Origin of the sequence: Microvirga aerophila, from assembly GCF_003332305.1 — a bacterium.
Classification (GTDB): domain Bacteria; phylum Pseudomonadota; class Alphaproteobacteria; order Rhizobiales; family Beijerinckiaceae; genus Microvirga; species Microvirga aerophila.
This window is the reverse complement of sequence record NZ_QOIO01000006.1, coordinates 44,673-70,851: the sequence shown is the minus strand read 5'-3', so window position 1 is coordinate 70,851 and position 26,179 is coordinate 44,673. Positions and strand designations below refer to the sequence as shown.

The 26,179-nt window shown below is 64.4% G+C and carries 22 protein-coding genes and 1 tRNA gene; 10 read left to right on the top strand and 13 right to left on the bottom strand.

All coding sequences use genetic code 11. The features are described 5' to 3' along the window. The first annotated feature begins 58 nt into the window (after positions 1-58). The 3 genes from DRB19_RS04575 to pyk all read left to right on the top strand — a co-directional run bounded on the left by DRB19_RS04575 (position 59) and on the right by pyk (position 3,055). On the top strand, positions 59-979 hold the full coding sequence (locus tag DRB19_RS04575; RefSeq protein ID WP_114184857.1) for a DMT family transporter: 921 nt from the start codon (positions 59-61) through the stop codon (positions 977-979). 176 nt (positions 980-1,155) lie between these two features. After that, entirely contained in the window at positions 1,156-1,617 is a 462-nt protein-coding gene (locus tag DRB19_RS04570) for a DUF1036 domain-containing protein (protein WP_114184943.1), read from the top strand. A 1-nt stretch (position 1,618) separates the two neighbouring features. After that, positions 1,619-3,055, top strand: a complete 1,437-nt coding sequence (gene pyk, locus DRB19_RS04565) for a pyruvate kinase (RefSeq protein WP_114184856.1) — start codon at positions 1,619-1,621, stop codon at positions 3,053-3,055. A 59-nt stretch (positions 3,056-3,114) separates the two neighbouring features. Here pyk and DRB19_RS04560 read toward each other — a convergent pair whose 3' ends face one another. From DRB19_RS04560 to cpdR, 4 genes are all read right to left on the bottom strand, one after another. Then, a complete protein-coding gene (locus tag DRB19_RS04560) occupies positions 3,115-3,711 on the bottom strand; it encodes a tetratricopeptide repeat protein (RefSeq protein ID WP_114184855.1) in 597 nt (198 codons plus the stop codon). A 69-nt stretch (positions 3,712-3,780) separates the two neighbouring features. After that, complete coding sequence (ykgO, locus tag DRB19_RS04555; protein ID WP_009763379.1) at positions 3,781-3,906, bottom strand: type B 50S ribosomal protein L36; 126 nt, start codon at positions 3,904-3,906, stop codon at positions 3,781-3,783. Positions 3,907-4,217: 311 nt separating this feature from the next. Beyond that, positions 4,218-4,292 (bottom strand) — tRNA-Val (locus tag DRB19_RS04550). 101 nt (positions 4,293-4,393) lie between these two features. Next, positions 4,394-4,750, bottom strand: coding sequence for a cell cycle two-component system response regulator CpdR (gene cpdR, locus DRB19_RS04545; protein WP_114184854.1), 357 nt, complete (start codon positions 4,748-4,750; stop codon positions 4,394-4,396). Positions 4,751-4,928: 178 nt separating this feature from the next. Here cpdR and DRB19_RS04540 point away from each other — a divergent pair, with 178 nt between their 5' ends. After that, positions 4,929-5,819, top strand: coding sequence for an N-formylglutamate amidohydrolase (locus DRB19_RS04540; protein WP_174799927.1), 891 nt, complete (start codon positions 4,929-4,931; stop codon positions 5,817-5,819). A 228-nt stretch (positions 5,820-6,047) separates the two neighbouring features. On the opposite strand, the gene DRB19_RS04535 is transcribed toward DRB19_RS04540, so the two are convergent. Next, positions 6,048-7,307, bottom strand: a complete 1,260-nt coding sequence (locus DRB19_RS04535) for an MFS transporter (RefSeq protein ID WP_114184852.1) — start codon at positions 7,305-7,307, stop codon at positions 6,048-6,050. 132 nt (positions 7,308-7,439) lie between these two features. On the opposite strand from DRB19_RS04535, the gene hisN reads away from it, so the two are divergent. Further along, complete coding sequence (gene hisN, locus DRB19_RS04530) at positions 7,440-8,222, top strand: histidinol-phosphatase (protein WP_114184851.1); 783 nt, start codon at positions 7,440-7,442, stop codon at positions 8,220-8,222. Here hisN and DRB19_RS04525 read toward each other — a convergent pair. Beyond that, a complete protein-coding gene (locus tag DRB19_RS04525) occupies positions 8,142-9,200 on the bottom strand; it encodes an alpha/beta fold hydrolase (RefSeq protein ID WP_373867347.1) in 1,059 nt (352 codons plus the stop codon). The two genes, hisN and DRB19_RS04525, sit on opposite strands and share 81 nt — an antisense overlap. Before the next feature lie 193 nt (positions 9,201-9,393). On the opposite strand from DRB19_RS04525, the gene DRB19_RS04520 reads away from it, so the two are divergent. After that, positions 9,394-9,852: an Hsp20 family protein gene (locus tag DRB19_RS04520; protein ID WP_114184850.1), complete on the top strand. Its 459-nt coding sequence runs from the start codon at positions 9,394-9,396 to the stop codon at positions 9,850-9,852. A gap of 176 nt (positions 9,853-10,028) precedes the next feature. Here DRB19_RS04520 and DRB19_RS04515 read toward each other — a convergent pair whose 3' ends face one another. After that, a complete protein-coding gene (locus tag DRB19_RS04515; RefSeq protein WP_114184849.1) occupies positions 10,029-11,105 on the bottom strand; it encodes a threonine aldolase family protein in 1,077 nt (358 codons plus the stop codon). Between the two features lie 498 nt (positions 11,106-11,603). Here DRB19_RS04515 and gltB point away from each other — a divergent pair, with 498 nt between their 5' ends. Both gltB and DRB19_RS04505 read left to right on the top strand, forming a co-directional pair. Continuing rightward, positions 11,604-16,313 carry a glutamate synthase large subunit gene (gene gltB / locus DRB19_RS04510; protein WP_114184848.1) on the top strand — a complete coding sequence of 1,570 codons (4,710 nt, stop codon included), beginning with the start codon at positions 11,604-11,606 and terminating at the stop codon, positions 16,311-16,313. A 119-nt stretch (positions 16,314-16,432) separates the two neighbouring features. Beyond that, on the top strand, positions 16,433-17,854 hold the full coding sequence (locus DRB19_RS04505; protein WP_114184847.1) for a glutamate synthase subunit beta: 1,422 nt from the start codon (positions 16,433-16,435) through the stop codon (positions 17,852-17,854). 10 nt (positions 17,855-17,864) lie between these two features. On the opposite strand, the gene DRB19_RS04500 is transcribed toward DRB19_RS04505, so the two are convergent. From DRB19_RS04500 to galE, 3 genes are all read right to left on the bottom strand, one after another. Continuing rightward, on the bottom strand, positions 17,865-19,106 hold the full coding sequence (locus tag DRB19_RS04500; protein WP_114184846.1) for an SGNH/GDSL hydrolase family protein: 1,242 nt from the start codon (positions 19,104-19,106) through the stop codon (positions 17,865-17,867). A gap of 56 nt (positions 19,107-19,162) precedes the next feature. Next, a complete protein-coding gene (locus DRB19_RS04495) occupies positions 19,163-20,389 on the bottom strand; it encodes a lytic murein transglycosylase (protein ID WP_114184845.1) in 1,227 nt (408 codons plus the stop codon). Between the two features lie 81 nt (positions 20,390-20,470). Further along, the gene (gene galE / locus DRB19_RS04490; RefSeq protein ID WP_114184844.1) at positions 20,471-21,457 is read right to left on the bottom strand and encodes a UDP-glucose 4-epimerase GalE; all 987 of its coding nucleotides are present in this window, start codon (positions 21,455-21,457) and stop codon (positions 20,471-20,473) included. A 195-nt stretch (positions 21,458-21,652) separates the two neighbouring features. Between galE and galU the strand changes: the two genes are divergently transcribed. Together galU and DRB19_RS04480 are read left to right on the top strand one after the other, a co-directional pair. Continuing rightward, positions 21,653-22,519 (top strand): UTP--glucose-1-phosphate uridylyltransferase GalU, encoded by an 867-nt coding sequence (gene galU / locus DRB19_RS04485; protein WP_114184843.1) that lies wholly within the window; start codon positions 21,653-21,655, stop codon positions 22,517-22,519. 52 nt (positions 22,520-22,571) lie between these two features. After that, complete coding sequence (locus tag DRB19_RS04480) at positions 22,572-23,570, top strand: KpsF/GutQ family sugar-phosphate isomerase (RefSeq protein WP_114184842.1); 999 nt, start codon at positions 22,572-22,574, stop codon at positions 23,568-23,570. Between the two features lie 30 nt (positions 23,571-23,600). Here the strand turns inward: DRB19_RS04480 and DRB19_RS04475 are convergent, their stop codons facing one another. The 3 genes from DRB19_RS04475 to hemH all read right to left on the bottom strand — a co-directional run bounded on the left by DRB19_RS04475 (position 23,601) and on the right by hemH (position 26,161). Next, positions 23,601-24,050 carry an NfeD family protein gene (locus DRB19_RS04475; RefSeq protein WP_114184841.1) on the bottom strand — a complete coding sequence of 150 codons (450 nt, stop codon included), beginning with the start codon at positions 24,048-24,050 and terminating at the stop codon, positions 23,601-23,603. Then, positions 24,047-24,964, bottom strand: coding sequence for an SPFH domain-containing protein (locus DRB19_RS04470; RefSeq protein WP_114184941.1), 918 nt, complete (start codon positions 24,962-24,964; stop codon positions 24,047-24,049). The genes DRB19_RS04475 and DRB19_RS04470 overlap by 4 nt, the downstream gene beginning before the upstream one ends. Positions 24,965-25,099: 135 nt before the next feature. Next, positions 25,100-26,161 (bottom strand): ferrochelatase, encoded by a 1,062-nt coding sequence (gene hemH, locus DRB19_RS04465; RefSeq protein ID WP_114184840.1) that lies wholly within the window; start codon positions 26,159-26,161, stop codon positions 25,100-25,102. Positions 26,162-26,179 lie beyond the last annotated feature (18 nt).

The following is a 26,179-nucleotide window of genomic DNA, read 5'->3' as shown; positions in this document are numbered from 1 at the left end:
CTTAAACTGACCTACGAAACAACACAACGCGACCATCCGCGCAGCATCAGAAGAATCCATGACCTCCCCCTCGACCACGGCTCCCCTGGAGACAGGCTTCGCGTCGGCCTTTGCGGCTCTCTGCCTGGGCGCCGTCGCCATGGGCATCTCGCCCATCTTCGTGCGTTTCGCCGCGGCCGACGTCGGTCCTTTCGCCAGCGCCTTCTGGCGCGTCGCCCTGTCGCTGCCGCTTCTCTATGCCTGGATGAGGTTCGAGGAAGCCAAAGCGCCGGCGGATGCGCCCCGAACCTCGTACAGCAAGGGGACGATCCTGGCGGGCCTCGCCTTCTCGGGCGACCTTTTCTTCTGGCACCTGTCGATCCTCAGCACCACGGTGGCCAACGCCACCTTCTTCGCCACGACCGCCCCCCTGTTCGTGATCTTGATGGTCTGGCTGGTGCTCAAGCAGCGGGTATCGCGCGGCACTTTCGTGGGCTTGCTGCTCTGCCTGCTCGGCGGCGCGGCCCTGATCGGACAGAGCCTCCAGGTGGACCCGGCCCGCATTCGGGGCGATCTCTATGGGATCGCCACGGCGTTCTTCTTTGGGCTCTATTTCCTCGCCGTCGGCCGCGCCCGCGAAACGGCGGGAGCCGCCCGGGTGACGTTCGAGACGGGCGTGATCACGTCCGCGGTTCTCCTGGTGATCGCGACTCTGTTCGACACGCGGGTGATCCCGCAGACCTGGCAGGGTGTCGCGGCTTTGACCGCCATGGCGTTCATCAGCCATGCGGGCGGCCAGGGATTGCTGGTCTTAGCCCTTGGGCGTTTGCCTCCGGTCTTCTCGTCGCTGGTGATCTTTCTCGAAGCGGTGGCGGCGGCTCTGTTCGGCTGGGCGATTCTGGGCGAGGCGCTGACCCTCGTCCAAAGCTTGGGCGGCGCGCTGATCCTCATCGGCATCTGGGCCGCGCGGCCCAAACAGCCGCAGGCGCCGATCGGCTGATCCAGGCCCTTTTCCCCCTTGGAACAGAGAGGCTTGGTGAATTTAAACGCGCTCAAGCTGCATCAATCCTGTCGGTGGGACTTGATGCGACGGCACTTCTGATCGACAAGGGCTCACCATCGTTCACGAAGCATTGCGCGATCCCGCTCCTCTCGGACAGACCTGAACCGGCATCCATGAAGCCCGCATCCATCCTCTCGGCTCCTTGCTGGCGGCGAAGCCTCGGGCTCGCGGTCTTTCTCGTCACGGGAGGAATGTTGAGCGCTTCCCCGGCGCGGGCCGACCTGCGCCTGTGCAACATGACGTCGAGTCGGGTTGGCATCGCCCTCGGTTACCGGGATGCCGATGGCTGGGTGACCGAAGGCTGGTGGAATCTGACGGCGCGCGGGTGCGAAACCCTTCTCAAGGGGCAGCTCGCCGGGCGATTCTATTATGTGTACGCCGTCGATTACGACCGGGGCGGCGAGTGGAGCGGACGCTCCTTCATGTGCACGCGCGAGCGGGAATTTACCATTCGCGGCACGGAGGACTGCCTCGCCAGGGGCTTCGATCGCAGCGGCTTCTTCGAAGTCGATACCGGGGAACAGAAGAGCTGGACAATTCAGCTGACCGAAACGAACCGCCCAGGGGGGCAATGACATGAGACGCGCACGGCGCACGAAGATACTGGCAACCTTGGGCCCGGCCTCCGAGAGCCCGGAGATGATCGCCAAGCTGTTCGAGGCGGGCGCCGACGTGTTCCGCCTCAACATGAGCCACCTGCCCCGGGAGCGCCTGAAGGAGCGGGTCGAGATGATCCGCGCCGTGGAGGCGAAGTTCAAGCGCCCCATCGCCATCCTGGCCGATCTTCAGGGCCCGAAGCTGCGGGTCGGCGCGTTCGAAGGCGACAGCACCATGCTGGTGCAGGGTCAGACCTTTACCCTCGACGCCGACAAGACCCTCGGCACCGGAGACCGCGTTCACCTGCCCCATCCGGAAATCCTGTCCTCCCTGGAGCCGGGCGATACGGTTCTCGTTGACGACGGCAAGCTTCGCCTGCGGGTGAAAAGCGTGAAGCAGGGTTCGGCCACTACCGAGGTCGAGGTGGCCGGCAAGATCTCCAACCGCAAGGGCGTGAGCCTGCCCGACACGGTGATCCCCGTGGCGGCCATGACCGATAAGGACCGCTCTGATCTGGAAGCCGCTCTCGACGCGGGCGTCGACTGGATCGCCCTGTCGTTCGTGCAGCGCCCCGAGGACGTGGCCGAGGTGAAGAAGGTGGCGCGCGGGCGCGCGCTCGTCATGGCCAAGCTCGAGAAGCCCCAGGCCATCACCCGCCTCGACGAAATCATGGAGATTTCGGACGCGGTCATGGTGGCGCGCGGGGATCTGGGCGTCGAGATGCCCCTGGAGAAGGTGCCGGGCATCCAGAAGCGGATCGTTCGCGCGGCGCGCCGGCTGGGCAAGCCCGTGGTGGTGGCGACCCAGATGCTGGAATCCATGATCACGTCGCCGGTGCCGACCCGCGCCGAGGTGTCCGACGTAGCGACGGCCGTCTATGACGGAGCCGATGCGGTGATGCTCTCGGCGGAAAGCGCTTCAGGCCAATACCCGATCGAAGCGGTCGCCACCATGAACCGGATCGCCGAGGAGGTCGAGCAGGACCAGAGCTACTGGTCGATCGTGCAGACCCAGAACGCCGCGCCCGAGGCCACCGGCTCCGACGCCATCGCGGCCGGCGCGCACCAGATCGCCGATACGCTCAACCTCAAGGCCATTGCCGCCTGGACCTATTCGGGCTCCACCGCGTTCCGCATCGCCCGCGAGAGGCCCAACTCGACGGTGATTGCCCTGACGCCGAGCGTCAACACCGCCCGTCGCCTAGCGCTGGTCTGGGGGGTGCATTCGATCCGCACTAAGGATGCCAGCGACATCGACGACATGGCGTTCCGGGCCTGCAAATTCTCCGTACGCGAAGGCCATTCGCAGGTCGGGGACCGCATCATCATCGTGGCGGGCGTCCCCTTCGGCACGCCGGGCGCCACCAACATGGTGCGCATCGCCTTCGTCAGCCCGGAACACGCCGCCCAGGCCTGAGCCTGCAGGTCCCGGCCGCCGCGCGTGGCTGGGACATCATGTCTTGATGGATGGTCGGGTCAGAGGTCCTGACCGCCGACCTCCTGGCTGAGGCGCTTCTCGATGGTCTGAAGGGTCGGGAATTGCGGGTTGATCTTAAGGGCGCGCCGGTAGGCCTCCAGGGCGCGGATCTTGTCCTCTGACGCCATGAGAATATGGCCGAGCCCGGCCCAAGCTCCGAAATGGCGCGGCTCGATCTTCAGGGCCTTGTGGAGATCCGCCATGGCGCCGATGGGATCATCGAGCTGGTAGAAAATGGTGGCCCGCCGGTACCAGGCCTCAGCCCAGGCGGGCTGGAGCGCCAACACGCGATCCAGAAGCTCGACCGCCAGCGGATGATCCTTCGACTCGTAGGCCTGCGTTGCCCGGCTCAGCAGTAGGTCGGCCGTATCGGACCCGGACCGTGACAGACGCCGGTCGATCAGGGTCGAAATGCCCTGCGCTTCCTGCTCGTTCTCAGCCTTGGAGAGACGCTCGAACAGCTCATCGAGGGTCGAGGCGCGGGGCGCCGGTCGCGCGGCGGGAGCCTGCTCCTTGGGACGCGCGCCCTCCTGCGCCCCAACGGGGTGGATGAGGAGGCTCAATGAGGCGGTCAGCAGGAACGCGAAAAAGCGCATGCCGGGATTTTAGGGTCCCGGCATGCGCGGTCAATTCAATAATGCGTGCGGCATTGCCGCAAGCGAAACTCAGCCCTGACGAGCCTTGTAGCGCTTCTGGGTCTTGTTGATGATGTAGACCCGGCCCTTGCGACGAACCAGCTGGTTGTCGCGGTGACGGCCGCGGATCGACTTCAACGAGTTACGGATCTTCATATCCGGTCTCCTGCGGCCTTTCAGGAAGGCCGGAAAATAAGCAAAGACTGAGCCCGGCTGGGATCGAATGAACGACCCCACGATGTGGACACATCACTGCCGTGCTGTTGGAGCCGTCTATCTACGGATTTCCTCAAGAAAAGCAACCCCTTTCGTGGCATCTTTCGCGCGTACTGAGCCTATGACGCGCTGCATGGGCCGCGTCGCAACGGCAAAGCTCGATGCGCCCGCAAGCGGGAGCCAAAGGAATGAATTTTAAGGGGTGCCGGCCAGCCGCAGCGATTCACGGGGCTGGAATATTGGGGTGGAGATGGTGGGCGATACAGGGATTGAACCTGTGACCCCACCCATGTCAAGGGTGTGCTCTCCCGCTGAGCTAATCGCCCATCTCCATCCGGAAGATGATCTATAAAAGACCGCGCCCCCGGTGTGGAGGGCGATATAGCGGCAAGCGCCCAGGGACGCAAGCCGTGAACGGCAACCTTTTTCAGGCGGCCATCATTTTCTCGACCTCGTTGACGAGGTCGCGAAGGTGGAACGGCTTCGACAGGACCTTGGCGTCGCGAGGAGCCTGGGAATCCGGATTGAGAGCCACGGCCGCGAAGCCGGTGATGAACATCACCTTGATGTCCGGATCGAGCTCCGTCGCCCGACGCGCCAGCTCGATTCCGTCCATCTCCGGCATGACGATATCCGTCAGCAGGAGCTCGAACGGTTCTTCGCGCAACCGGTTGTAGGCCGAAAGGCCGTTGTCGAACGAGGCCACGTCGTAGCCTGCGTTCTGCAGCGCCTTCACAAGGAAGCGCCGCATGTCATTGTCATCTTCAGCGAGAATAATCTTCATCGGTTGCCGACCCCGAATCGTGGCGGATATCTCCAGCCTTCATGACGCCTCGTGGTAAACAAGCCGTGAAAGAACGACGCAGTTCGTCAACAATATTGTCATGGACAGACGAGAGCGCTTCCTTACACTAAATGAAACGTTTTCATTTTCCTTCATCTCCGGCAGAACCAACACCCTGATGCGGCCAGTAATCGCTGACGAGTTCGATCCACCCTACGTCGTCGTTGAACCACCGGCCCAATCGGTGCCGTTCATCTTCAACGTTCCTCACGCGGGGGCTGTGTACCCCGCATCGTTCCTGGCCGAATCCCGCCTCGACGCCATGGCCCTGCGGCGGTCCGAGGACGCTTTCGTGGACGAGCTTTTCGCCGAGGTCCCAAGCCTCGGTGCGCCCCTCATGACGGCTCGTTTCCCGCGCGCCTATCTCGACCTGAACCGGGAGCCCTACGAACTCGATTCCCGCATGTTCGATGGAAGGCTGCCAGCCTTCGCCAATACGCGCTCCATGCGGGTCGCGGGAGGCCTCGGAACCATCCCGCGCATCGTCGCCGACGGGCAGGAGATCTATCGCTCGCGCTTGCCTGTCGAAGAAGCGCTCCACCGCATCGAATGGCTCTACAAACCCTATCACCGGGCCTTGCGGCAGCTCCTGCGCCGCACGGGAGGGACCTTCGGCCACGCCATCCTGATCGACTGCCACTCCATGCCGTCCAGCAGCGTGAGCCGCGAAGACGGCGCCAAGGCCGACATCGTCCTAGGGGATCGCTACGGCACCAGTTGCGCCGTGCTGCTGATCGATCTGGTGGAGGCGGCCCTGCGGGGCAGAGGCTATACGGTGGTGCGCAACAAGCCCTATGCGGGCGGCTTCATTACGGAACATTACGGCGAACCGGCGCTGGGCCGGCATGCCCTGCAGGTCGAGATCAATCGCGCCATCTACATGGACGAGCGCGGTCTGCAGAAGAAGGCGGGCTTCGCTCCCTTGGCGAGCGATCTGATGGAGACCTTTTCCCAGGTCATCGGCGAACTCTCCGGCGAACTCACCCCCCGGCAGATCGCAGCCGAATAATCCCGATCCCACCTCCCCTGCCCTCGGGAAGCTTCGCGCCCGATGAACTGCCACGTCTCGGCCGGGCATTTTAGGAATCCGGGCAAGAAAAAAGGCCGCTGTTGCCAGCGGCCCAAAGTTTAGGGAGGAAACGCCCAAGAAGGGCTGCGGTAGGGCGACGCCATCGCCTTACCGCACTGCAACAATTACACCGCGCCGCAACATTTGCAACCGAAATCCAGCTTTTTGTTATGCATTGGATGCATACCTGCTTGGATGTAGGTCAATAGCCCTGGTATAGAATGCAAGACTGATGAGCAGCCAGCCTGCCAAAGCGGCAAAAACCAGCCGATAGCCTTCCGGCAGGTTGGCTCCGGTCTCAGTCCGGCCTATGAGGTCCATCAGCATTCCGGTCACGCTCTGGGAAATGAACGCGCCTCCCATGGTGCCCATGTTCATGAGGGTGATCCCTCGTCCCGTCAGCTCAGGCGGAAAGAGGGATTTGCCGTGCGCCGTCAGGATCGGCGTGAAGGCGACGAACAGACCGAACAGGCCGAACCACACGGCAGCCGAGGTTCTGTCGAGTTGGAAGAAAGTCACGATGATCAGGAGAAACACCACAGTCCCGCCACCGAACAGCACCGGCTGCTTGTAGCTTCCCCAGAAGCGGTCCATGGCGCCCCAGAGAAGCAGGCCGGCGATCTGGGCGCTCGCGCCGATGAGGAGGATATTGCCCTTCACGGCGGCGTCCGCCTGATGGACATCCGCCAGCCAGGGGCCGCCCCAGAGACCGATGACGCTGGCAAAGCACGAATAGGCGGTCAGGTGCACGAAGAAGACCGGCCAGAACGACCGCACCTTGAGGGCGAGCACCGCGCCCCGAACGGCTGCGGACAAGCTCTCCCGCGCCGGACCGGCATCCTTGTCGCTTGGCACTTTCCAGGCGATCCAGAGGGTCACGAGAACGGCGAAGCCGGCCACCACGAGGAAAGAGGCACGCCAGCCGAACAGGCCGGCCGCGGCCGCAAGCGGGGCCGTGGCCGTCAGGGTTCCGATATTGGCAAAGCCCATCTGAAGGCTCGTCAGGCTCGCGAACCGCTCCGGCGGAAAGCGCCGGGCATAGATCACCAATGGGGCCATCAGGAACGCCGAACAGCCAAGACCCATAACGGCGCGGGCTGTCACCAGCATCGCGCCCGATGACGCAAGGGCGAACAGGACGGCACCGAGAATCGCCAGAACGGCGGTTGCGACCATCGTCCGCTTGGGGCCATAGCGATCGATCGCGATCCCGACAGGAATTTGCGCGGCCGCGAAGGCGAAGAAGAACGTGCTCGATAGGAGACCGATCTGGGTCGCCGTCAGGCTGAGTTCCCGAGCGAGATCCTGGGCGATGACCCCCACGGAATTACGCAGGAACTGGCTGACCGCGTAGATCGCCACAAGCGCGAGGATGAGAACGATGGCTGTCTCAGAGCGGGTCGGAGCAGAGCTGTGAGCAGTCTTCATGCCGTTTGGTATCCGTGACGGGAACGGCTTCCTGCCATGGAATCGCTTGCCGCGCGAGGCGCTGTTGATAAAAGCGGAGGGGAAACGGGGCCGCCAGGGCGGTCTGCGGCAAGAGACAAGGGATCGGGGCACATGGGGCTCATCGACTTCAAGCATTTCGTCAACGAGCTCGCGACTGTGTCGGGCCAGGCGATCCTGCCCTTCTTCCGCACCACCATCGCGGCGGAGGACAAGTCCCGGGGCGGAGCCTTCGATCCGGTCACGGAAGCCGACCGGGCGAGCGAGGCGGCCATGCGCCAGCTCATCAAGCGCACCTTCCCGACCCACGGCATCATCGGCGAGGAGTTCGGCTCCGAGGGGACAGATGCGGAATACGTCTGGGTGCTCGATCCCATCGACGGCACACGAGCCTTCATTGCGGGCCTCCCAACCTGGGGCACCCTGATCGGCCTTTCGCGCAACGGGCAGCCGGTTTTCGGCATGATGCACCAGCCCTTCACGGGCGAGCGCTTCTTCGGGGACGAGGGCGGCGCGACCTATCAGGGGCACGGCGGCGAGCGCAAGCTGATGACGCGCCGCTGCGCTTCCCTCAAGGATGCGGTCATCTCCACCACCAGCCCGAAACTCTTCGCCGGCGAGGAGCTGCGGGCCTACGACCGGGTCGAGAGCGTCGCCCGTCTCGCCCGCTACGGCTGCGACTGCTACGCCTATTGCATGCTGGCGGCGGGCCATATCGACCTCGTGGTCGAATCCGGCCTCAAGCCCTACGACATCGTGGCGCTCATCCCGATCATCGAAGGCGCAGGCGGCATCGTCACCGCCTGGGACGGCGGCTCAGCCGCTGAGGGCGGGCGCATTGTGGCGGCCGGCGACCGCCGCGTCCACGCGGCCGCCGTCGAGCTGCTCAGCCGCTGACGCCGTTTCGACGGCATCCTGTTTCGCCCCTGCACTGTCGGGGCTTCCGGGAATGAAGGCGTCGAAGGCGGCCCAGAACTGCTCGCGGATCACGTCGCGCTCCATCAGGATCTCATGCCTGGCCCCGGGCAGGACGATGGCGCGCCCGGCCTTGAGGCGTGCGGCGAACCGCTCTGTCGCCGGGGTTGCGCAGACCGGGTCGGCCCCAGCTGCGATGATCAGGGTCGGCAGGCGGATTTTTAGGGCGTAACGAGGATCGACGAAACGCCTCATGAAACGGAAGGCGGCATCGAGCCACGAGACGGTCGGAGCGCCGATCGCACCGGCCCCGATGGCGTTGGCCACATGGGCGTTGCGGGCATAGCGGACAGGGTCGCTCGTGAGGCGGTTTCCCTTGAATGGCAGGGTGCTGATCGAGGTTTCGCCTCCACCGGGCACGAACGTCTTCCCGAAGCCCAGCAGTTTCAGGATCCTGGCCGTCAGGGCTGCGGCGCGGGTATAGCGGATCATGCACAGGGCGATCATCGGCGTCGAGGTGACCAGGCGGCGGAAGGGCAGCCAGCTCTCGTAGGCCGCGCTCAAGGCGATGGCGCCGCCCATGGAGTGAGCAAGGCCGAAATGCGGCTCCGGCATGTGGGGAACGAGGATCTGGTCCCGGACCGCTTCGAGATCGTGCCGGTAATCGGCAAAGCGCCGCACATGCCCCTTGCGCGGGTTACCCACTTGCCGGCCGGAAAAGCCCTGTCCGCGCCAGTCGAAGGCCACGACCGCAAAGCCTCGCTCAAGCAGTTCGCCGATCACTTCAAAATATTTCTCGATGAACTCCGCCCGGCCCTGGAGGATGCAGACCGTTCCCTTGGGCTTTTCGGCGCCCGGCATCCAATAGGCCGCCCGTAGGGCAAGGCCATCCTTCGCCGTGACGTTCACGAGCGTCGGATCGCCCGGTATGGGGTTTTCGGGATGGTCGTAAAGTTGCACGGCGGATGAATCCCAGAACACGAACTTGGCCTTTTTATAGGGCGTTATTACAAGATGCCATGCGGCTCTTGACAGCAAAAAAGCCTCTTCCCACATCAACCACGTGCCGGCCATGACGGCGGCACGACCTTAAACGATCCAGCCTCTCCTAGGTGGATCGGACCTGCATGTTGCTTCAATTGGAGGATATGCCATGCGACAATTCGATCTTGCTCCCCTGTACCGCAACACGGTCGGCTTCGACCGTCTTTTCTCGATGCTCGACCAGCTGGTCAGCGTCGAAGCGGCCCCCAGCTACCCGCCTTACAACATCGAGCGCACCGGCGAGAATGCCTATCGCATCTCGGTCGCGGTGGCCGGCTTCACCGATCGTGACCTCACGATCGAAGTGAAGGAGAACACCCTTTCGGTCCGCGGTGAGCGGCAGGGCTCGGAAGAGCGCAAGTCCGACGTCCTTTATCAGGGCATCGCGGCGCGCACCTTCGAGCGGCGCTTCCAGCTCGCCGATGGCGTCCAGGTGGTTGGCGCGGCCCTTGAGAATGGCTTGCTCCATGTGGATCTCGTTCGCGAAATCCCCGAGGCAAAGAAGCCGAAGCTGATCCCGATCGCGAGCAACAGCGCTCCGACGATCGAGGCCAAGAAGGCCGCCTAATCGATCCGCCTGACAACAAAAAAAGAGCGCCCCGGTTCGTCCGGGGCGCTTTTCTTTTTGGTTGAAACCTGGTCCTTGAAGTCCCGCGGGGCTTTGAAGCCACCCCTTCGGTCAACGGTTTCGAGGCGATCAATCGGGGGAGAATGCGGCCAGGATAGGGCAGCATCCGGTGAAAGTTACTCCGCCGCCTGCCGGGACAGGGCTGAGCGGGCGATATCCACAACCTGTCGCACCTCCGCCTCCGTGGTCGCAAAGGAGGTGACAAGGCGAATCAGCGCCTCGTCCGGACCGACACGCTCATCAGCCGGCAGGCTCACATCCGTCCAGGCGTGGTAATGGGCGCCGGTCGCCTTGAGGGCCTGATCGATGGCTTTCGGCACGATGGGGAACACCTCATTAGCCTGGGTCGGCCATCCCAACCGCACCCCGGGGATCCCGGACAAACCCTCAGACAGAAGCTTGGCCATCCGGTTGGCGTGGCGGGCATTGGCGTACCAATGGTCATCAGCGAAATAGCCCTCGAACTGGGCCGAGATGATGCGCCCCTTGGACACCACCTGCCCGGCTCGCTTGGCCCGGTAGTCGAGCGCTTCGGCTAGGGCGGGATTGAACACTACGATGGCCTCGGCCATGAGGCAGCCGTTCTTGGTGGCCCCAAAAGACAGGATGTCCACGCCCTGCTTCCAGGTCATCTCGGCAGGGGTGCAGTCCAAGGACACCAGGGCGTTCACGAAGCGGGCCCCGTCCATATGGAACGACAGGCCGTGCTCGCGACAAACCGCGCCCAGGGCCTTGATCTCGTCTAGGCTGTAGACCAAGCCGCATTCGGTCACCTGAGAGATCGACAGCGCCTTCGGGGGCATCTGCTTGACCGCTTTGGGAAGGCTCTTGAGGTACGACGCCACGTCATCAGCCGCGAGTTTGCCGCCTACGCCGGGCAGGCCGACCAGCTTGGCTCCGTGCATGAAGAATTCCGGCGCGCCGCATTCATCGTCGATCACGTGCCCTTCCTGATGGCATACGCACAACCCCCAGGGCGGCACGGCGGAAGCGAGCGCAAGCGCGTTGGCGGCGGTGCCGGTCGTCACCAGGTGCACCGCGACCTCATGCTCGAAGATGTCCGCGAAACGCGCCTTCACCCGCTTCGTGATCTCGTCGTTGCCGTAGGCCGGCAGCGCGCCGCTGTTGGCCTGCACCAGGGCTTGAAGCACCGGAGCGCTGGCGCCCACAATGTTGTCGCTCGCAAAGTTCATGAATCAGTCTCCTCAGGCCGTGCAGCCTCCCGACCCTGCGGCACATGTCAAGGTCATTGACCTATCGGCGAAGGCTTTCATTCCGGCCGCCAGAAAAATGCCTTTGTTACATTCCGGGCGGTCGGGTTGAAACTTTTGTCTAAAATCTTTCTAAACCCACTTGTGCGCCCGGAGGAACTCTGGCAATTTGCCTGACATTAGGACAGCGATGCTGTCCCTTTTCGAGTGCTCGCACTCTTGGCCCCGAGGTTTCTTGATGTTTCGCCAGACGCGAACGAAACGAGATACCCATAAAGCCGCCCGCAAAACGTGGGCGGAACGGGCGGTGCTGAGCTAACTCCAGCTCAGGATGCCCGCGAGGAGCGGGCTCCCCTACAGGACCCGAGCCTCAAAGAACGCAAGAAGCGGAGGGCATCCGGGCGATCTGATCATCCGGCGGTCCCTAAAGCCGCCTCAAAGAACCCTGATGACGTGTTCGAATGGATGTGAGGATCTGGAATGAGCGACGTGTCGAAGAAGAGCCTGGAAATCGAAACCTCGGGCCGCACCGCCAAAACCGATACGGTCACGTTCGTGCGCGATCCGGCGCTTCCCGCCCCCCAGGGTCTTTACAACCCGGCCCATGAGAAGGATTCCTGCGGCGTCGGCTTCATCGCCGACATGAAGAACCGCAAGACTCACGCCATCGTCGAGCAAGGCCTTCAAATCCTCCTGAACCTCGACCACCGGGGCGCGGTCGGCGCGGATCCGAAGAGCGGCGACGGCTGCGGCATCCTGGTCCAGATCCCCCATATGTTCTTCGCGGCCGAATGCGCCAAGCTCGGCATCTGGCTGCCGGAGGCGGGCGCGTATGGCGTCGGCCACCTGTTCATGCCCCGCGACCCGGAAGGCTTCAAGCTCGTCGAGGAGTTGGTCACCAAGGCCATCGCGGATGAGGGCCTGCAACTCCTCGGCTGGCGCGACGTGCCGGTGGATTCCAGCGATCTCGGAGAAAGCATCAAGGCGTCCGAGCCCCTGCACCGGCAGATCTTCGTCGGCAAGGGCAAGGGCATGGACGATCAGGACGAGTTCGAGCGTCGCCTGTTCATCGCCCGCAAGGTTATCTCCAACGCCGTCTACAACATGACCGACCCGCGCACGGCCGGTTACTATCCGGTCTGCCTGTCCTCGCGCACTGTGGTCTACAAGGGCATGGTGCTCGTGGGCCAGCTCGGCGGCTACTATAAGGACCTGCAGGACGAGCGCTTCGAGAGCGCCATTGCGCTCGTGCACCAGCGCTTCGCCACCAACACGTTCCCGACCTGGCAGCTCGCGCATCCCTATCGCATGGTCGCCCATAACGGCGAAATCAACACCCTGCGCGGCAACGTGAACTGGATGGCGGCGCGCCAGGCTTCCGTCGATTCCGAACTCTTCGGCAACGACATCTCGAAGCTCTGGCCGATCTCCTATGAGGGCCAGTCCGACACAGCCTGCTTCGACAACGCCCTCGAATTCCTGGTGCGCGGCGGCTATTCGCTCTCGCACGCCATGATGATGCTGATCCCCGAGGCATGGGCGGGCAACCCGCTCATGAGCGAGGACCGGCGCGCGTTCTATGAATACCACGCCGCCCTCATGGAGCCGTGGGACGGCCCGGCTGCCGTGTGCTTCACGGACGGCAAGCAGATCGGCGCGACCCTCGACCGCAACGGCCTGCGCCCGGCGCGCTATCTCGTGACCGATGACGGGCTCGTGGTGCTGGCCTCCGAGATGGGCGTGCTGCCGATTCCGGAGGAGAAGATCGTCGAGAAGTGGCGCCTCCAGCCCGGCAAGATGCTCCTCATCGACCTGGAGCAGGGCCGCATCGTTTCCGACGACGAGATCAAGCAGCAGCTCTCCGAGGCCCATCCCTACAAGGAATGGCTGAAGCGCACCCAGATCGTGCTCGAAGACCTGAAGCCCGTTCAGGCGCGCGAGTCCCGCACGGACGTGTCGCTCCTCGACCGCCAGCAGGCCTTCGGCTACACGGCCGAGGACCTCAAGCTCCTCATGCAGCCCATGGCCATCACCGGCCAGGAGGCGGTGGGCTCCATGGGATCGGACACGCCGATCTCGGCGCTCTCCGACAAGGCCAAGCTGCTCTATACGTACTTCAAGCAGAACTTCGCTCAGGTGACGAACCCGCCGATCGATCCGATCCGCGAGGAGCTCGTCATGAGCTTGGTGTCGTTCATCGGACCGCGTCCGAACATTCTCGATCTTGAGGGCACCTCGCGCCGCAAGCGCCTGGAGGTTCGCCAGCCGATCCTCACCAACGAGGATCTGGAGAAGATCCGCTGCATCGGCCATTTCGAGGACCGCTTCGACACCAAGACCCTCGACATCACCTATCCGGCGGAAGCGGGCGCTGCCGGTCTCGACGGCGCGCTGGACCGGCTCTGCGACCGCGCGGAAGCGGCTGTCCATGGCGGCTACAACATCATCATCCTGTCCGACCGTATGGTCGGCCCCGACCGCATCCCGATCCCGGCGCTGCTCGCAACGGCGGCCGTGCACAACTACCTGATCCGCAAGGGCCTGCGCACCTCGGTCGGCCTCGTGGTCGAATCCGGCGAGCCGCGCGAGATCCATCACTTCGCATGCCTTGCGGGCTACGGCGCGGAGGCGATCAATCCGTATCTCGCCTTCGAGACGCTTCTCGCCATGAAGGACGAGATGCCACCGGAGGTGGACGAGAAGGAAATCATCTACCGCTACATCAAGTCCATCGACAAAGGCCTGCTCAAGGTCATGTCGAAGATGGGCATCTCGACGTACCAGTCCTATTGCGGCGCGCAGATTTTCGACGCGATCGGCCTCAAGTCCGATTTCGTGAACCGGGACTTCTTCGGCACCGCCACGATCATCGAAGGCATCGGCATGGACGAGGTGGCGGAAGAAACCGTGCGCCGCCACCGCGATGCCTTCGGCGACGCGCCGATCTATCGCGATGCGCTCGATGTGGGTGGTGAATACGCCTATCGCCTGCGCGGCGAGGTGCATGCCTGGAACCCCGACACGGTTGCGACCCTGCAGCATGCGGTGCGCCTGAACGCGCAGGACCGCTATCGCGAATTCGCCAAGCTCGTGAACGAGCAGGAGAACAGCCTCAAGACCGTGCGCGGCATGTTTCGCATCAAGCTGGCGAGCGAGACCGGGCGCGCACCTGTTCCGCTCGAGAGCGTGGAGCCCGCGAACGAAATCGTGAAGCGCTTTTCTACCGGCGCCATGTCGTTCGGTTCGATTTCCCGCGAGGCGCACGAGACCCTGGCGCTTGCCATGAACGCCATCGGCGGCAAGTCGAACACCGGCGAGGGCGGCGAAGAGCCGGACCGCTTCCGCCCCCTTGCGGACGGGCGCTCCAAGCGCTCGGCCATCAAGCAGGTGGCCTCCGGCCGCTTCGGCGTCACGACGGAATATCTCGTCAATTCCGACATGATGCAGATCAAGGTGGCTCAGGGCGCGAAGCCTGGCGAGGGCGGCCAGCTTCCCGGCCACAAGGTGGACGCCAAGATCGCGCGCGTGCGTCACTCGACGCCGGGCGTGGGCCTCATCTCGCCGCCGCCGCATCACGACATCTACTCCATCGAGGATCTGGCGCAGCTCATCTTCGACCTGAAGAACGTCAACCCGAGCGCGGACGTGTCCGTGAAGCTCGTGTCGGAAGTGGGCGTCGGCACGGTGGCGGCAGGCGTCGCCAAGGCGCGCGCCGATCACATCACCATCTCGGGCTTCGAGGGCGGCACCGGTGCATCCCCGCTGACCTCCCTCAAGCACGCGGGCTCCCCGTGGGAGCTCGGCCTTGCGGAAACGCAGCAGACCCTGGTGCTCAACCGCCTGCGCGGCCGCGTGGCGCTTCAGACCGACGGCGGCCTGCGCACCGGTCGCGACGTGGTGATCGCCGCACTGCTCGGTGCCGACGAATACGGTTTCTCGACCGCGCCTCTCATTGCGGCCGGCTGCATCATGATGCGCAAGTGCCACCTCAACACCTGCCCGGTGGGCGTCGCCACCCAGGACCCGGTGCTGCGCAAGCGCTTCAAGGGCCTGCCTGAGCACGTCATCAACTACTTCTTCTTCGTCGCCGAGGAAGTGCGCGAGCTGATGGCCGAAATGGGCTTTGCCACCATCGACGAAATGATTGGCCAGTCCGATCTGCTCGACAAGAAGGAGGCCATCGACCACTGGAAGGCGAAGGGTCTCGACTTCTCCAAGCTCTTCCACAAGCCCGATGTCGGTCCGGACGTTGCGATCCGTCACGTGGAGCGCCAGGTTCATCCGATCGCCGAGGTGCTTGATCGCACGCTCATCGCGCAGGCCGGCCCTGCGCTCGAAAGCGGCGAGGCCGTCACCATCGAGGCGACGGTGCGCAGCGCCGACCGCACGGTGGGCGCGATGCTCTCGGGCGAAGTCGCGAAGCGCTATGGGCATGAGGGCCTGCCCGACGACACGATCACCGTGAAGCTCAGAGGCACCGCAGGTCAAAGCTTCGGTGCATGGCTCGCGGCCGGCGTAACCGTCGACCTCGAAGGCGTGGCCAACGACTACGTGGGCAAGGGCCTGTCGGGCGGCAAGCTCATCATCCGGCCATCAACGGGGTCGCAGGCTGCGCCCGAACACTCCATCGTCGTCGGCAATACGGTGATGTACGGCGCGATTGCCGGTGAGGCGTATTTCCGCGGCGTCGCAGGCGAGCGCTTCGCGGTGCGCAACTCGGGCGCCATCGCGGTTGTCGAAGGCACGGGCGATCACGGTTGCGAATACATGACCGGCGGTCTCGTGGTCGTGCTCGGCCAGACGGGCCGCAACTTCGCGGCGGGCATGTCGGGCGGCATCGCCTACGTGCTCGACGAGGACGGCACCTTCGCCAAGCGCTGCAACCTGTCCATGGTGGATCTCGAACCCGTCGAGGAGGAGGAAGACCTGATGCGCCGCCTCCACCACCATGGGGGCGATCTGGAGACCAAGGGCCGCATCGACATCATGGCCAACATGTCCGGCCCTGACGAGGAGCGCCTGGTGCAGCTCATCTCCAACCACCACGCCTATACGGCCTCGACCCGCGCCAAGGAGATCCTCGACAACTGGACCACCTTCCGGACCAAGTTCGTCAAGGTGATGCCGGTCGAGTATCGCAGGGCGCTCCAGGAGATGGATCGTCGCAGGACGCTCCAGGCAGCGGAGTAGAGCAGGCCGAGGCTCACCCGATCCGGTTCGCAAAACCCGACGATGGTGACGCACGAAATCGACATGGCCGGGGATCAGCCCGGTCACGACAACAGACATGACGCTACGGTAGGACGACGATGGGCAAGGTCACGGGTTTTCTTGAATACGACCGGCAGGAACAGAAGTACGAGCTTGCCGGAGAGCGGGTTCGCCACTTTCGCGAGTTCACGCTGCCGCTCGACACCAACGACCTGAAGAAGCAGGCCGGGCGCTGCATGGATTGCGGCATCCCGTTCTGCCATGGGCCGACGGGGTGTCCGGTGCACAACCAAATCCCGGACTGGAACGACCTCGTCTGGCAGAACAACTGGGAGGAGGCAGCCGCCAACCTGCACTCCACCAACAACTTCCCAGAGTTCACCGGCCGCGTCTGCCCTGCCCCATGCGAGGAGGCGTGCACGCTCAACCTCGAGAACCAGCCGGTCACCATCAAGACCATCGAGCAGGCCATCGCCGACAAGGCATGGGAGATGGGTTGGGTGAAGCCCGAGCCCGCATCGGTCACGACCGGCAAGCGCGTGGCGGTCATCGGCGCGGGACCGGCCGGCATGGCGGCGGCCCAGCAGCTCGCCCGCGTGGGGCACGACGTGCATGTGTACGAGCGCCAGGCGAAGCCCGGTGGGCTGCTGCGCTACGGCATCCCGGACTTCAAGATGGAGAAGTACCACATCGATCGCCGCGTGAAGCAGATGGAGGCTGAAGGGGTCACGTTCCATTGCGGCGTCAATGTCGGCGTGGACAAGACTTTCGCGTCCCTGCACAACGAGTTCGACGCGGTGCTGTTCACTGGCGGCGCGGAGGACCCGCGCAATCCCAACCTGCCGGGGCAGGATCTCGTCGGCGTACACTACGCCATGCCGTACCTGACCCAATCCAACAAGCGCGTGGGCAGCGAAGAGGTCACGGACGAGCCGATCCTGGCCGCCGGCAAGCATGTGGTCGTCATCGGCGGCGGCGACACGGCTTCCGACTGCGTCGGCACCGCGTTCCGGCAAGGCGCGCTCTCGGTCACCCAGCTCGACATCCGGCCTAAGCCGCCGGAGCGGGAGGACAAGCTGACCGTGTGGCCGTACTGGCCCACCAAGATGCGCACCTCATCCAGCCAGGCCGAAGGCGCCGAACGCGAGTTCCAGGCGGCGACGCTCGGGATCGAGGGCAAGAAGGGTCGGGTGTCGGGCGTTCAATGCGCCCGCGTTGACGAGAAGCGCAAGCCCATTCCGGGCACCGAGTTCATCCTCAAGGCCGATCTCGTGTTCCTGGCCATCGGCTTTGCCGGCTCGGTCAAGGAAGGCCTTCTGGAAGAGTCGGGCGTCGAGATGGACCGGCGCGGCAACGTGGTCGCCGACGATCAGAACTACCGCACATCGAGCGAGAAGGTTTTCGTGGCAGGCGACATGCGCCGTGGTCAGTCGCTCATCGTCTGGGCCATCCGCGAGGGCCGCCAGGCGGCGCGCTCGATCGACACCTACTTGATGGGCGCAAGCACGCTTCCGAGCTGAGGGCGCCCGGCTACTCGGACGGCCAGCGGAAATCGTCCGCCCGTCCGGGCTTTACACTCGGCGGAACGCCTGCCCGCAAGGCGCGCTGCACAGGATAGGCGTGATCGCCGGTCATTTTCGGCGCTCCGGACGCAAGAGCGCCACCCGGGGCCAGATCGGCGCGGGTCAGGGGCAGCACGGGGCCGACCAGCGGCTTCACGGGCAAGGCCACCGGCACCGCGGCCTGTGGCGGGGCCGGAATGGCCCCTTCGATGGAGGTCGCGGCAGGCGCTTCCCCGCCGGCCGGGGCTGCAGGTCGGGCCGCCGCCGCGGCGCCCGATTCGAGCAAGCGGTCGATATCGGTCTTGGCGAAATGGGCCAGCTTGCGGGCGCCCGCCCGTGTGAAGGACACTCCGTCGTTGGTCCGAAGCTTGGCCAGCTCACCGTCCACGTCGGGCCCGGTCGCCGTATAGCGGTTGTCGTCGTCGACAAAACCCTGCCAAATATCCACGTAAGTCGCCCCGAGCCGCTGGACGCTTTCCCGATAGATCTCGTTCATGGCAACCAGGTCTTCCGAGAGCTTGCCGTTCTTCATGGGCGGCAGGCCGATCCAGATCACCGGAATGGAGCGCTCCTGGAAGGTGCGCAAAACCGCATCGACCCGCAGGCGATAGACTTGCGTCCACCGGTCGGACAGGGGCTCCAGGTTCGCCTCGCCTTCTCTGATGGACTGCCGGTCGTTGGCGCCGAGCATCACCACCGCCAGGCTGGCCTTCTGGCCTGAATCGAGGGTCTCGCGGATAAACCCGGGCCATTCGGCCGCATCCCGAGTCAGCCCGCTCTCCCCTTTGGTCTTGCGGACGACGGCGACGTCGGAGTCGTCGGAGTACATGTCGTCGAGACCCTGGCTGGCGAAGTCGGCCAAGGAATCACCGAAGACCATCACATGGGTGGTCGGATTCGGCTTGGGCTTCTCCTGTTTGACGACGGCCGCCGGCGCGGGGGGCGGCTTGCGGCGCTTGACGACGGGTCTGCGGGTCTGCGACGGCGGAGCGGCCTCCTCCTGAGGGGTGAAGAGGCGTCTGAAGCTGAAGCCAGGCTGCTGCTGGGGTTGCGCAGGCTGCACGAGCTTGCCTGGATAGTAGCCCGGCGGATAGGCCCGTGGGTCCCGATATTGCTGCGGATAGCCAGCCTGCGCCCATGCGGACAGGTTGCCCCCTGCGACGAGGAGCAGGGCTGCCAGGAGCAGGCGAAGGATCGGCGTCAAGCCCATGAACGGCTCCCTTGTGGTCCGGACCCGCTCCTTTATAGCGCTTCTCCGGAATGAAGTCAGCGGACCGTGCGCAGCTCCCTGAGAACCGCGAGATCCGCATAGCCATCAGGGGTCAAGCCGCGCCTGAGTTGGAAGTTCCGCACCGCATCCCGGGTCCTAGAGCCGAATTTCCCGTCGGTCTCGCCCTGGTAGAAACCCAGCCCCGCGAGCCGCTTCTGGAGCTCCTGCCGCTGGTCCTTGTCCAGCACGGGCTCGTCCTTGGGCCACGCGCCCTGGATTGGGTGGCCTCCCAGTACCCGGTCTCCCAGATGGGCGACGCCCATCGCGTAGGCATCCGAGGAATTATAGGCCTTGATGACGTCGTAGTTGGCCGTGACCAGAAAGGCTGGCCCGTTCGCGCCGCCCGGCAGGAAAAGGGTGGCCTCGCCCGTGCGGGGCATGGCCTTGCCGTCCATCCGGCGCAGGCCAAGCTGCTGCCAGCCCGCAAAACCCTGCCGCAGGTGCCTGAAGTCGAACCCTTGCGGGATCTTCACCTCGAAGCCCCAGGGAAGCCCAGGCTCCCAGCCGTGTTGCCTGAGATAATTGGCCGTGGACGCAAGCGCATCCGGGACCGAGGCCCAGATGTCGCGCACCCCATCCCTGTTGCCGTCGACGGCGTATTTCACGAAGCTTGAGGGCATGAACTGGGTCTGCCCCATGGCACCCGCCCAGGAGCCAAGCATCTTGGTCCGGTCGATGTGGTTCTCTTCGAGCACTTGGAGCGCCGTCAGCAGCTCCTCTTTGAAGAAGCCGCCCCGGTAACCCGTATAGGCCAGGGTCGCCAAGGCCCGGACCACATAGATCGATCCGGTGAAGCTGCCGAAATTCGTCTCCATGCCCCAGACGCCGAGCACCACGGAGCGCGGCACCCCATAGGCGCGCTCGACCGCATCGAGGGTCTTGGTCCATTCGGCCGCCATCTGCCGGCCGCGGTCGAGCCGCTGAGCCGAGATCGCGCCGTTGATGTAGTCCCAGACCGGCCGGACGAATTCCGACTGCTTCTTCGTCAGGGCGATGATCTTGGAATCGGGCTCCACCCCGCGAAAGGCCTCCTCGAAGGTCGCCCGGGAGACACCGCGCGCCTTGGCGGCCGGCCAGAGCCCCTGCACAAAGCGCTGGAAGCGGGCGTCCGACGCATCCTGCGCCCAAGCGGGAGAACCGCCTCCCCCCGGAACGAGGCTGAAGCTCAGGCCAAGAAGGAGGGCGCCGCAGAGGCTGCGTGCCAGTCGAATCGGCTTCTGCATATGAGTCGCTCACGACAGGACAGGGGTTTAGTCCTGCCATAGCGACATTAAGGGGGTTAACAGGCGGTTGATAGTGGGGGCCTATGCGGCTTTCCGTTCCGCCAGCGCCCTCTCCCAACGGAGGGCCTGATCGACGATCTCCTCGAGATTGTCGTGCCTTGGCTCCCATCCGAGGCTGCGGATGCGGTTGACCTTGGCGATGAGCCGCGCCGGATCGCCCGCCCGGCGGGGAGAGTAGCGCACCTCGAAATCGACTCCTGAGACCTTCTTGACCAGGTTGATCACGTTCAGGACCGAAGCCCCGTGGCCGTAACCGCAATTCATGGTGATGCAGTCGCCCCCATGGCGCAGGTGGTGCAGGGCAGCAAGGTGGGCGCGGGCGAGATCGTTGACCTGGATGTAATCCCGCACGCAGGTGCCGTCCTCGGTCGGGTAGTCCGTGCCGAACACGTCGAGATAGGGACGCTGCCCAAGGGCCGCCTGAGCCGCCACCTTGATCAGGTGAGTGGCCTGAGGCGTGGACTGACCCGAGCGCCCCTGCGGATCCGCCCCCGCCACGTTGAAGTAGCGCAGGATCGCGTAGCGCAGGCCATGGGCTCGCGAGGCGTCCTCCAGCATCCATTCGCTCGCCAGCTTGCTGCGGCCATAGGGATTGATGGGAGAGGTCGGGATGTCCTCCGACAGGAGCGGAGCCTCGGCGTTCCCATAGACGGCAGCCGTGGAGGAAAACACGAAGTTCTTCACCCCGTTGGGGACGGCCGCCTCGATGAGCGCCCGGGTCTTGACGGTATTGTTGAAGTAGTAGGTCAGCGGGTCGGCCACCGATTCCGGCACCACGATCTTGGCGGCGAAATGCATGATGCTATCGATCTCGTGTTCGGCGATGATGCGGGAGGCTAGATCCTGGTCGCCGACATCTCCGACCACCAAGACGGCCTCCGACGGGACGGTCGAGCGAAACCCTGTGGATAGATCATCGAGGATCACGACTTTTTCGCCGGCATCGATGAGCTCGAGAACCATGTGGCTGCCGATATAGCCTGCGCCGCCCGTCACCAAAACCGCCATGTCAGTCCTCCTCGGCCCGTTATTTTTGGAAGCTTAGCACTAACGCTTCAGCGTCGATTCAGGTCCATGGCCTAACGATCGCCCCTGCGCAATGCAACAAGGCCGGCCCTTCCACGTTATAGATGACCGAACCTTGACAGTTTTTGTCGCTTCTCCCTCCTACTCCTCATTGTCCCGATCATCATGGCTCCCTCAATGAAGCGTATCCGCAAAGCCGTCCTTCCCGTCGCTGGTCTCGGAACCCGGTTCCTGCCGGCGACCAAAGCTGTCCCCAAGGAGATGCTGTGCGTCGTCGATCGTCCGGTGGTGCAGCACGTGGTCGATGAGGCGCGCGCCGCTGGGATTGAGCATTTCATTTTCGTGACCGGGCGCAACAAAGCGGTGATCGAGGACCATTTCGACATCGCCTACGAGCTGAACAGGACGCTCGAGAGCCGCGGCAAGACCAAGGAACTCGAAACCCTCACGAAGGATCAGCCCAAGGCCGGGCAGACCAGCTTCACCCGCCAGCAGGAGCCTCTTGGCCTCGGCCATGCGGTCTGGTGCGCCCGGGAACTGGTGGGCGACGAGCCGTTCGCGGTGCTTCTGCCGGACATGCTCAGCCGCGGCTCCATGGAGCAGATGATCGCAGCCTACGACCGGCACGGGGGCAACATCATCGCCGTGGAGGAGGTGCCCGAGGACCAGACCCACCAATACGGCATCGTGTCGGTGGGCGAGGAATTCGGCGACACCTTCGAGATCACCGGGATGGTGGAAAAGCCCCCGAAGGGTACGGCCCCGTCGAACTACATCATCTCGGGCCGCTACATCCTTCAGCCGGAGATCTTCGACCTTCTGTCCAGCCAGGAGCGCGGCACCGGCAACGAGATCCAGCTCACCGACTCCATGATCCGCCTCATGAAGGAGCAGAAGTTCTTCGGCATGAAGTATCGGGGGCGGACGTACGATACGGGCTCCAAGGTCGGCTTCCTCATGGCCAATGTGGCCTATGCCCTGGAGCGGGAGGAGCTCTCGGCTCCCTTCCGGCAGGAACTCGAGGCGTTCCTGAGCCAAAAGTAGCCCTATTTTTGAGGGTTCCGCCAGTCGGCCGCTCCATGCTAGAGCGGCCGCCATGGCACTCGTACAACCAACCCCTTCCTCGTCCGCCGGTCAGGCCGTGTCATCGGCCCTGCGGACCCTCGGCACCGAGCGGGACGGCCTTGCGGTCCTGATGGACGCCATCGGCGGTAGCCTCGGTCCGGTCTTCACGGCCGCGGTTGAAACCATTGCGGCGGCGTCCGGTCGGATCATCGTGTCCGGGATGGGCAAGTCGGGACACGTGGCCCGCAAGATCGCCGCCACCTTCGCGTCGACTGGTACGCCCTCCCATTACGTCCACCCGGCGGAAGCCAGCCACGGCGACCTGGGCATGGTTCAGGCCGAGGATGTGATCATCGCCTTGTCCTGGTCGGGCGAGACCACGGAACTCGCCGACCTGATCGGCTACGCCAGGCGCTTCCGGGTGCCGCTCATCGCGCTCACGTCGAACCCCGCCTCGTCGCTCGGCCACGCGGCCGATCTGTGCCTGACTCTGCCAAAGGCGAAGGAAGCCTGTCCGAACGGCTTGGCGCCCACCACCTCCACCACCATGCAGCTGGCGCTTGGCGATGCGCTCGCCATCGCGCTCTTGGAGAAGCGCGGCTTCACGGCTGAGCATTTCCGGGTTTTCCACCCAGGCGGCAAGCTCGGGGCGCGGCTCAAGCTCGTCCGGGATATCATGCACAAGAACGAGCGCCTGCCGATCATCGGCGTCGAAGCCCGCATGGACGAGGCCATCGACGAGATCGGCCGGAAAGGCTTCGGATCGGTGATCGTGGTGCATCCGGACGGCACGCTTGCGGGCATCGTCACGGACGGAGACCTGCGCCGCAATCTGCGGGCCGACCTGCGGACCCTTGCGGTCTCCGACATCATGACCCGGACGCCGCGCACCATCGCGCCGGACGACCTGTTGGCTTCTGCCCTAGAGATCCAGGAAACGTCCAAGATCACGGCTCTGATCGTGGTGGAGAACCACCGCCCTGTCGGCTTGGTGCACTATCTCGATCTGCTGAGGGCGGGCGTGGCTTAATCCGGCCGCGCAACCGAAGCCATTGATGCCCTAAACGTCATCCACCACAAGCGTGGTGCCCTCAACGCGCACGACGCGGACCTTGGCGCCAGCGAAGCGGTCGGCGCCGGTCACCCGCCATGAGCTGTCATCGACCCGGATACGCCCCTCCCCGTCCTTGATCGGAGTTTCGAGGGTGAAAACCCGACCGACGAGGGCCTGGCCGCGCTGGTTGAGGAGCCCGGCTTGCGTGTCGTGCTGCGCGTTCGGCCGCATGACCATCCGTCCCAGGATCACAGCCGCGACGGAAAAGCCCGCAAACACCAGCGCCGAGGCCTGCCACGACAGGCCGAGGGCCGCATCCGCCAGCCCGGTCAGGATCCCCGCAAGGCCGAGCCACAGAAGAAAAACGCCGGGTGAGAGCAGTTCAAGGCCGATGAGGACGAGGCCCAGAATGATCCAGGTCCATGCGCCTAGCCCTGTGACGGCGTTGGCGATCATGAGCGCTCCGTTCTGCCCGTCACGCTCGGTACGCTGCGCGGGGCCTGAAGGCCGGCTCCTCCCTCGCCGAAGACCGATTTCGTCAGTTCGGCGATACCGCCCAGGGCTCCGGCAAGGCCTGCGGCCTCGATGGGCACGATCACGACCTTCTGGTTCGGGGCCGTTGCGAGAGCCCGGATGGCGTCGATGTATTTCTCGGCCACGAGGAAGTTCGCCGCCGCCAGGTCACCCCGCGAGATGGCTTCGCTGACCATGGATGTGGCCTTGGCTTCGGCCTCCGCCTGCCGCTCGCGGGCCTCCGCGTCCCGGAAGGCTGCCTCCTTACGGCCTTCCGCCGATAGGATCTGCGACTGCTTCTCGCCCTCGGCCCGGAGAATTTCGGCTTGCCGCAGGCCCTCGGCTTCCAGCACGGCGGCGCGCTTCTCACGCTCGGCCTTCATCTGGCGGGCCATGGCGCCCGCAAGGTCCGCAGGCGGGAGAATGTCCTTGATCTCGACGCGGGTGACCTTCGCGCCCCAGGGGGAGGCTGCCGCATCCACGACCCGCAGGAGGCGCTCGTTGATTTCGTCGCGATGGGACAACAGCTGGTCGAGGTCCATGGAGCCGACCACCGTGCGGATATTGGTCATGGTCAGGACCAGGAGCGCCTGGCTGAGATTCGAGACCTCGTAGGAAGCCCGCGCGGCATCCAGAACCTGATAGAAGGCCGCGGCGTCGATGGTGACGCCAGCATTGTCCCGGGTGAAGGCCTCCTGGCTCGGAACGTCGAGCACCTGCTCCATGACGTTCACCTTCTTGCCGATCTGCTCGACGTAAGGAAGGATCAGGCCAAGGCCCGGACCGAGGGTGCGGGAATACCGGCCGAAGCGCTCCACCGTGTACGCATAGCCCTGCGGCACCGTTCGGACCCCCATGGCGATCGTCACGATGACGACCAGCACGAGGGCGATGACGAAGATGTCGAAACCAAACTGGAACGGCAATGGGGCCTCCCTGCAACGAGACTGTGTTGCACAAGGCTAAGCTTTATCCCAATCCTTCAAGGCCGCCTAGAGCCAGCCCTGGAGCTCCCGCTCCACGACGTGACGGATCACCTGCATTCCGTCTTGGCTGTCGTTGAGACATGGCAGATAGGCGAACTGCTCGCCCCCGTGATGCATGAAGATCTCGCGGTTCTCCACGTCGAGCTCCTCCAGGGTCTCGAGGCAGTCGGCCGAGAAGCCTGGAGCCACGACGGCCATGCGCTTTACGCCGCTCTCGGCCAAGGCCTGCACCGTCTTGTCCGTATAGGGCTGGAGCCATTCGGCCTTGCCGAACCGGGACTGGAAGCTCATGCGGAACTTATCCGCCGACCAGCCGAATTTCTCCCGCATCAACCGCCAGGTCTTCACGCACTGGCAGTGATAGGGGTCGCCTTTCAGAAGGTATTCCTTCGGCACCCCGTGGAACGACACGAGAATGACCTCCGGCTCGAAGGTCAGTTTCTCCAAGCTCTGCTTCATAGAATTGACCACCGCGTCGATATAGACCGGGTCGTCGTGGTAGGGCGGCGAGACGCGCACGGTCGGCTGCCAGCGCATCTCCATGAGAGCCCGGAAGGCATGGTCGCAGGCCGTCGCCGAGGTCGCGGCCGCGTATTGCGGATAAAGCGGCACGAGGAGGATGCGGTCGCACCCCTGATCGAGCAGGGCCTGGATGCGGCTCCGGATCTCCGGCTTGCCGTAGCGCATGGCCCAATCGACCGTGACCTTGTCGCCAGCGATTCCCCTCAGGTGATCCGCCAGGTCCTCCGCCTGGGCGCGGGTGATGGTCTTGAGCGGCCCCTCGTCGCGCTCGTTGTTCCAGATGCTCGCGTAATCGCGCCCCTTAGGGCCCGGCCGCTTGGTCAGGATGATCAGGTTGAGGATCGGCCACCAGAGCAGGCGCGGGGTCTCGATCACGCGCCGGTCGGAGAGGAACTCCTTCAGGTAGCGGCGCATCGGCCAATAGCTGGTGCCCTCGGGCGTTCCGAGGTTGAGAAGCAGCACGCCGATCCGACCGGTTTTTATCGCCGGATGATCCACCGGACGCACGCCCTGGCGAAGATCGGCCAGCTTGACTGTTTCGTTCATGGAAGATTCCTTGGCGGC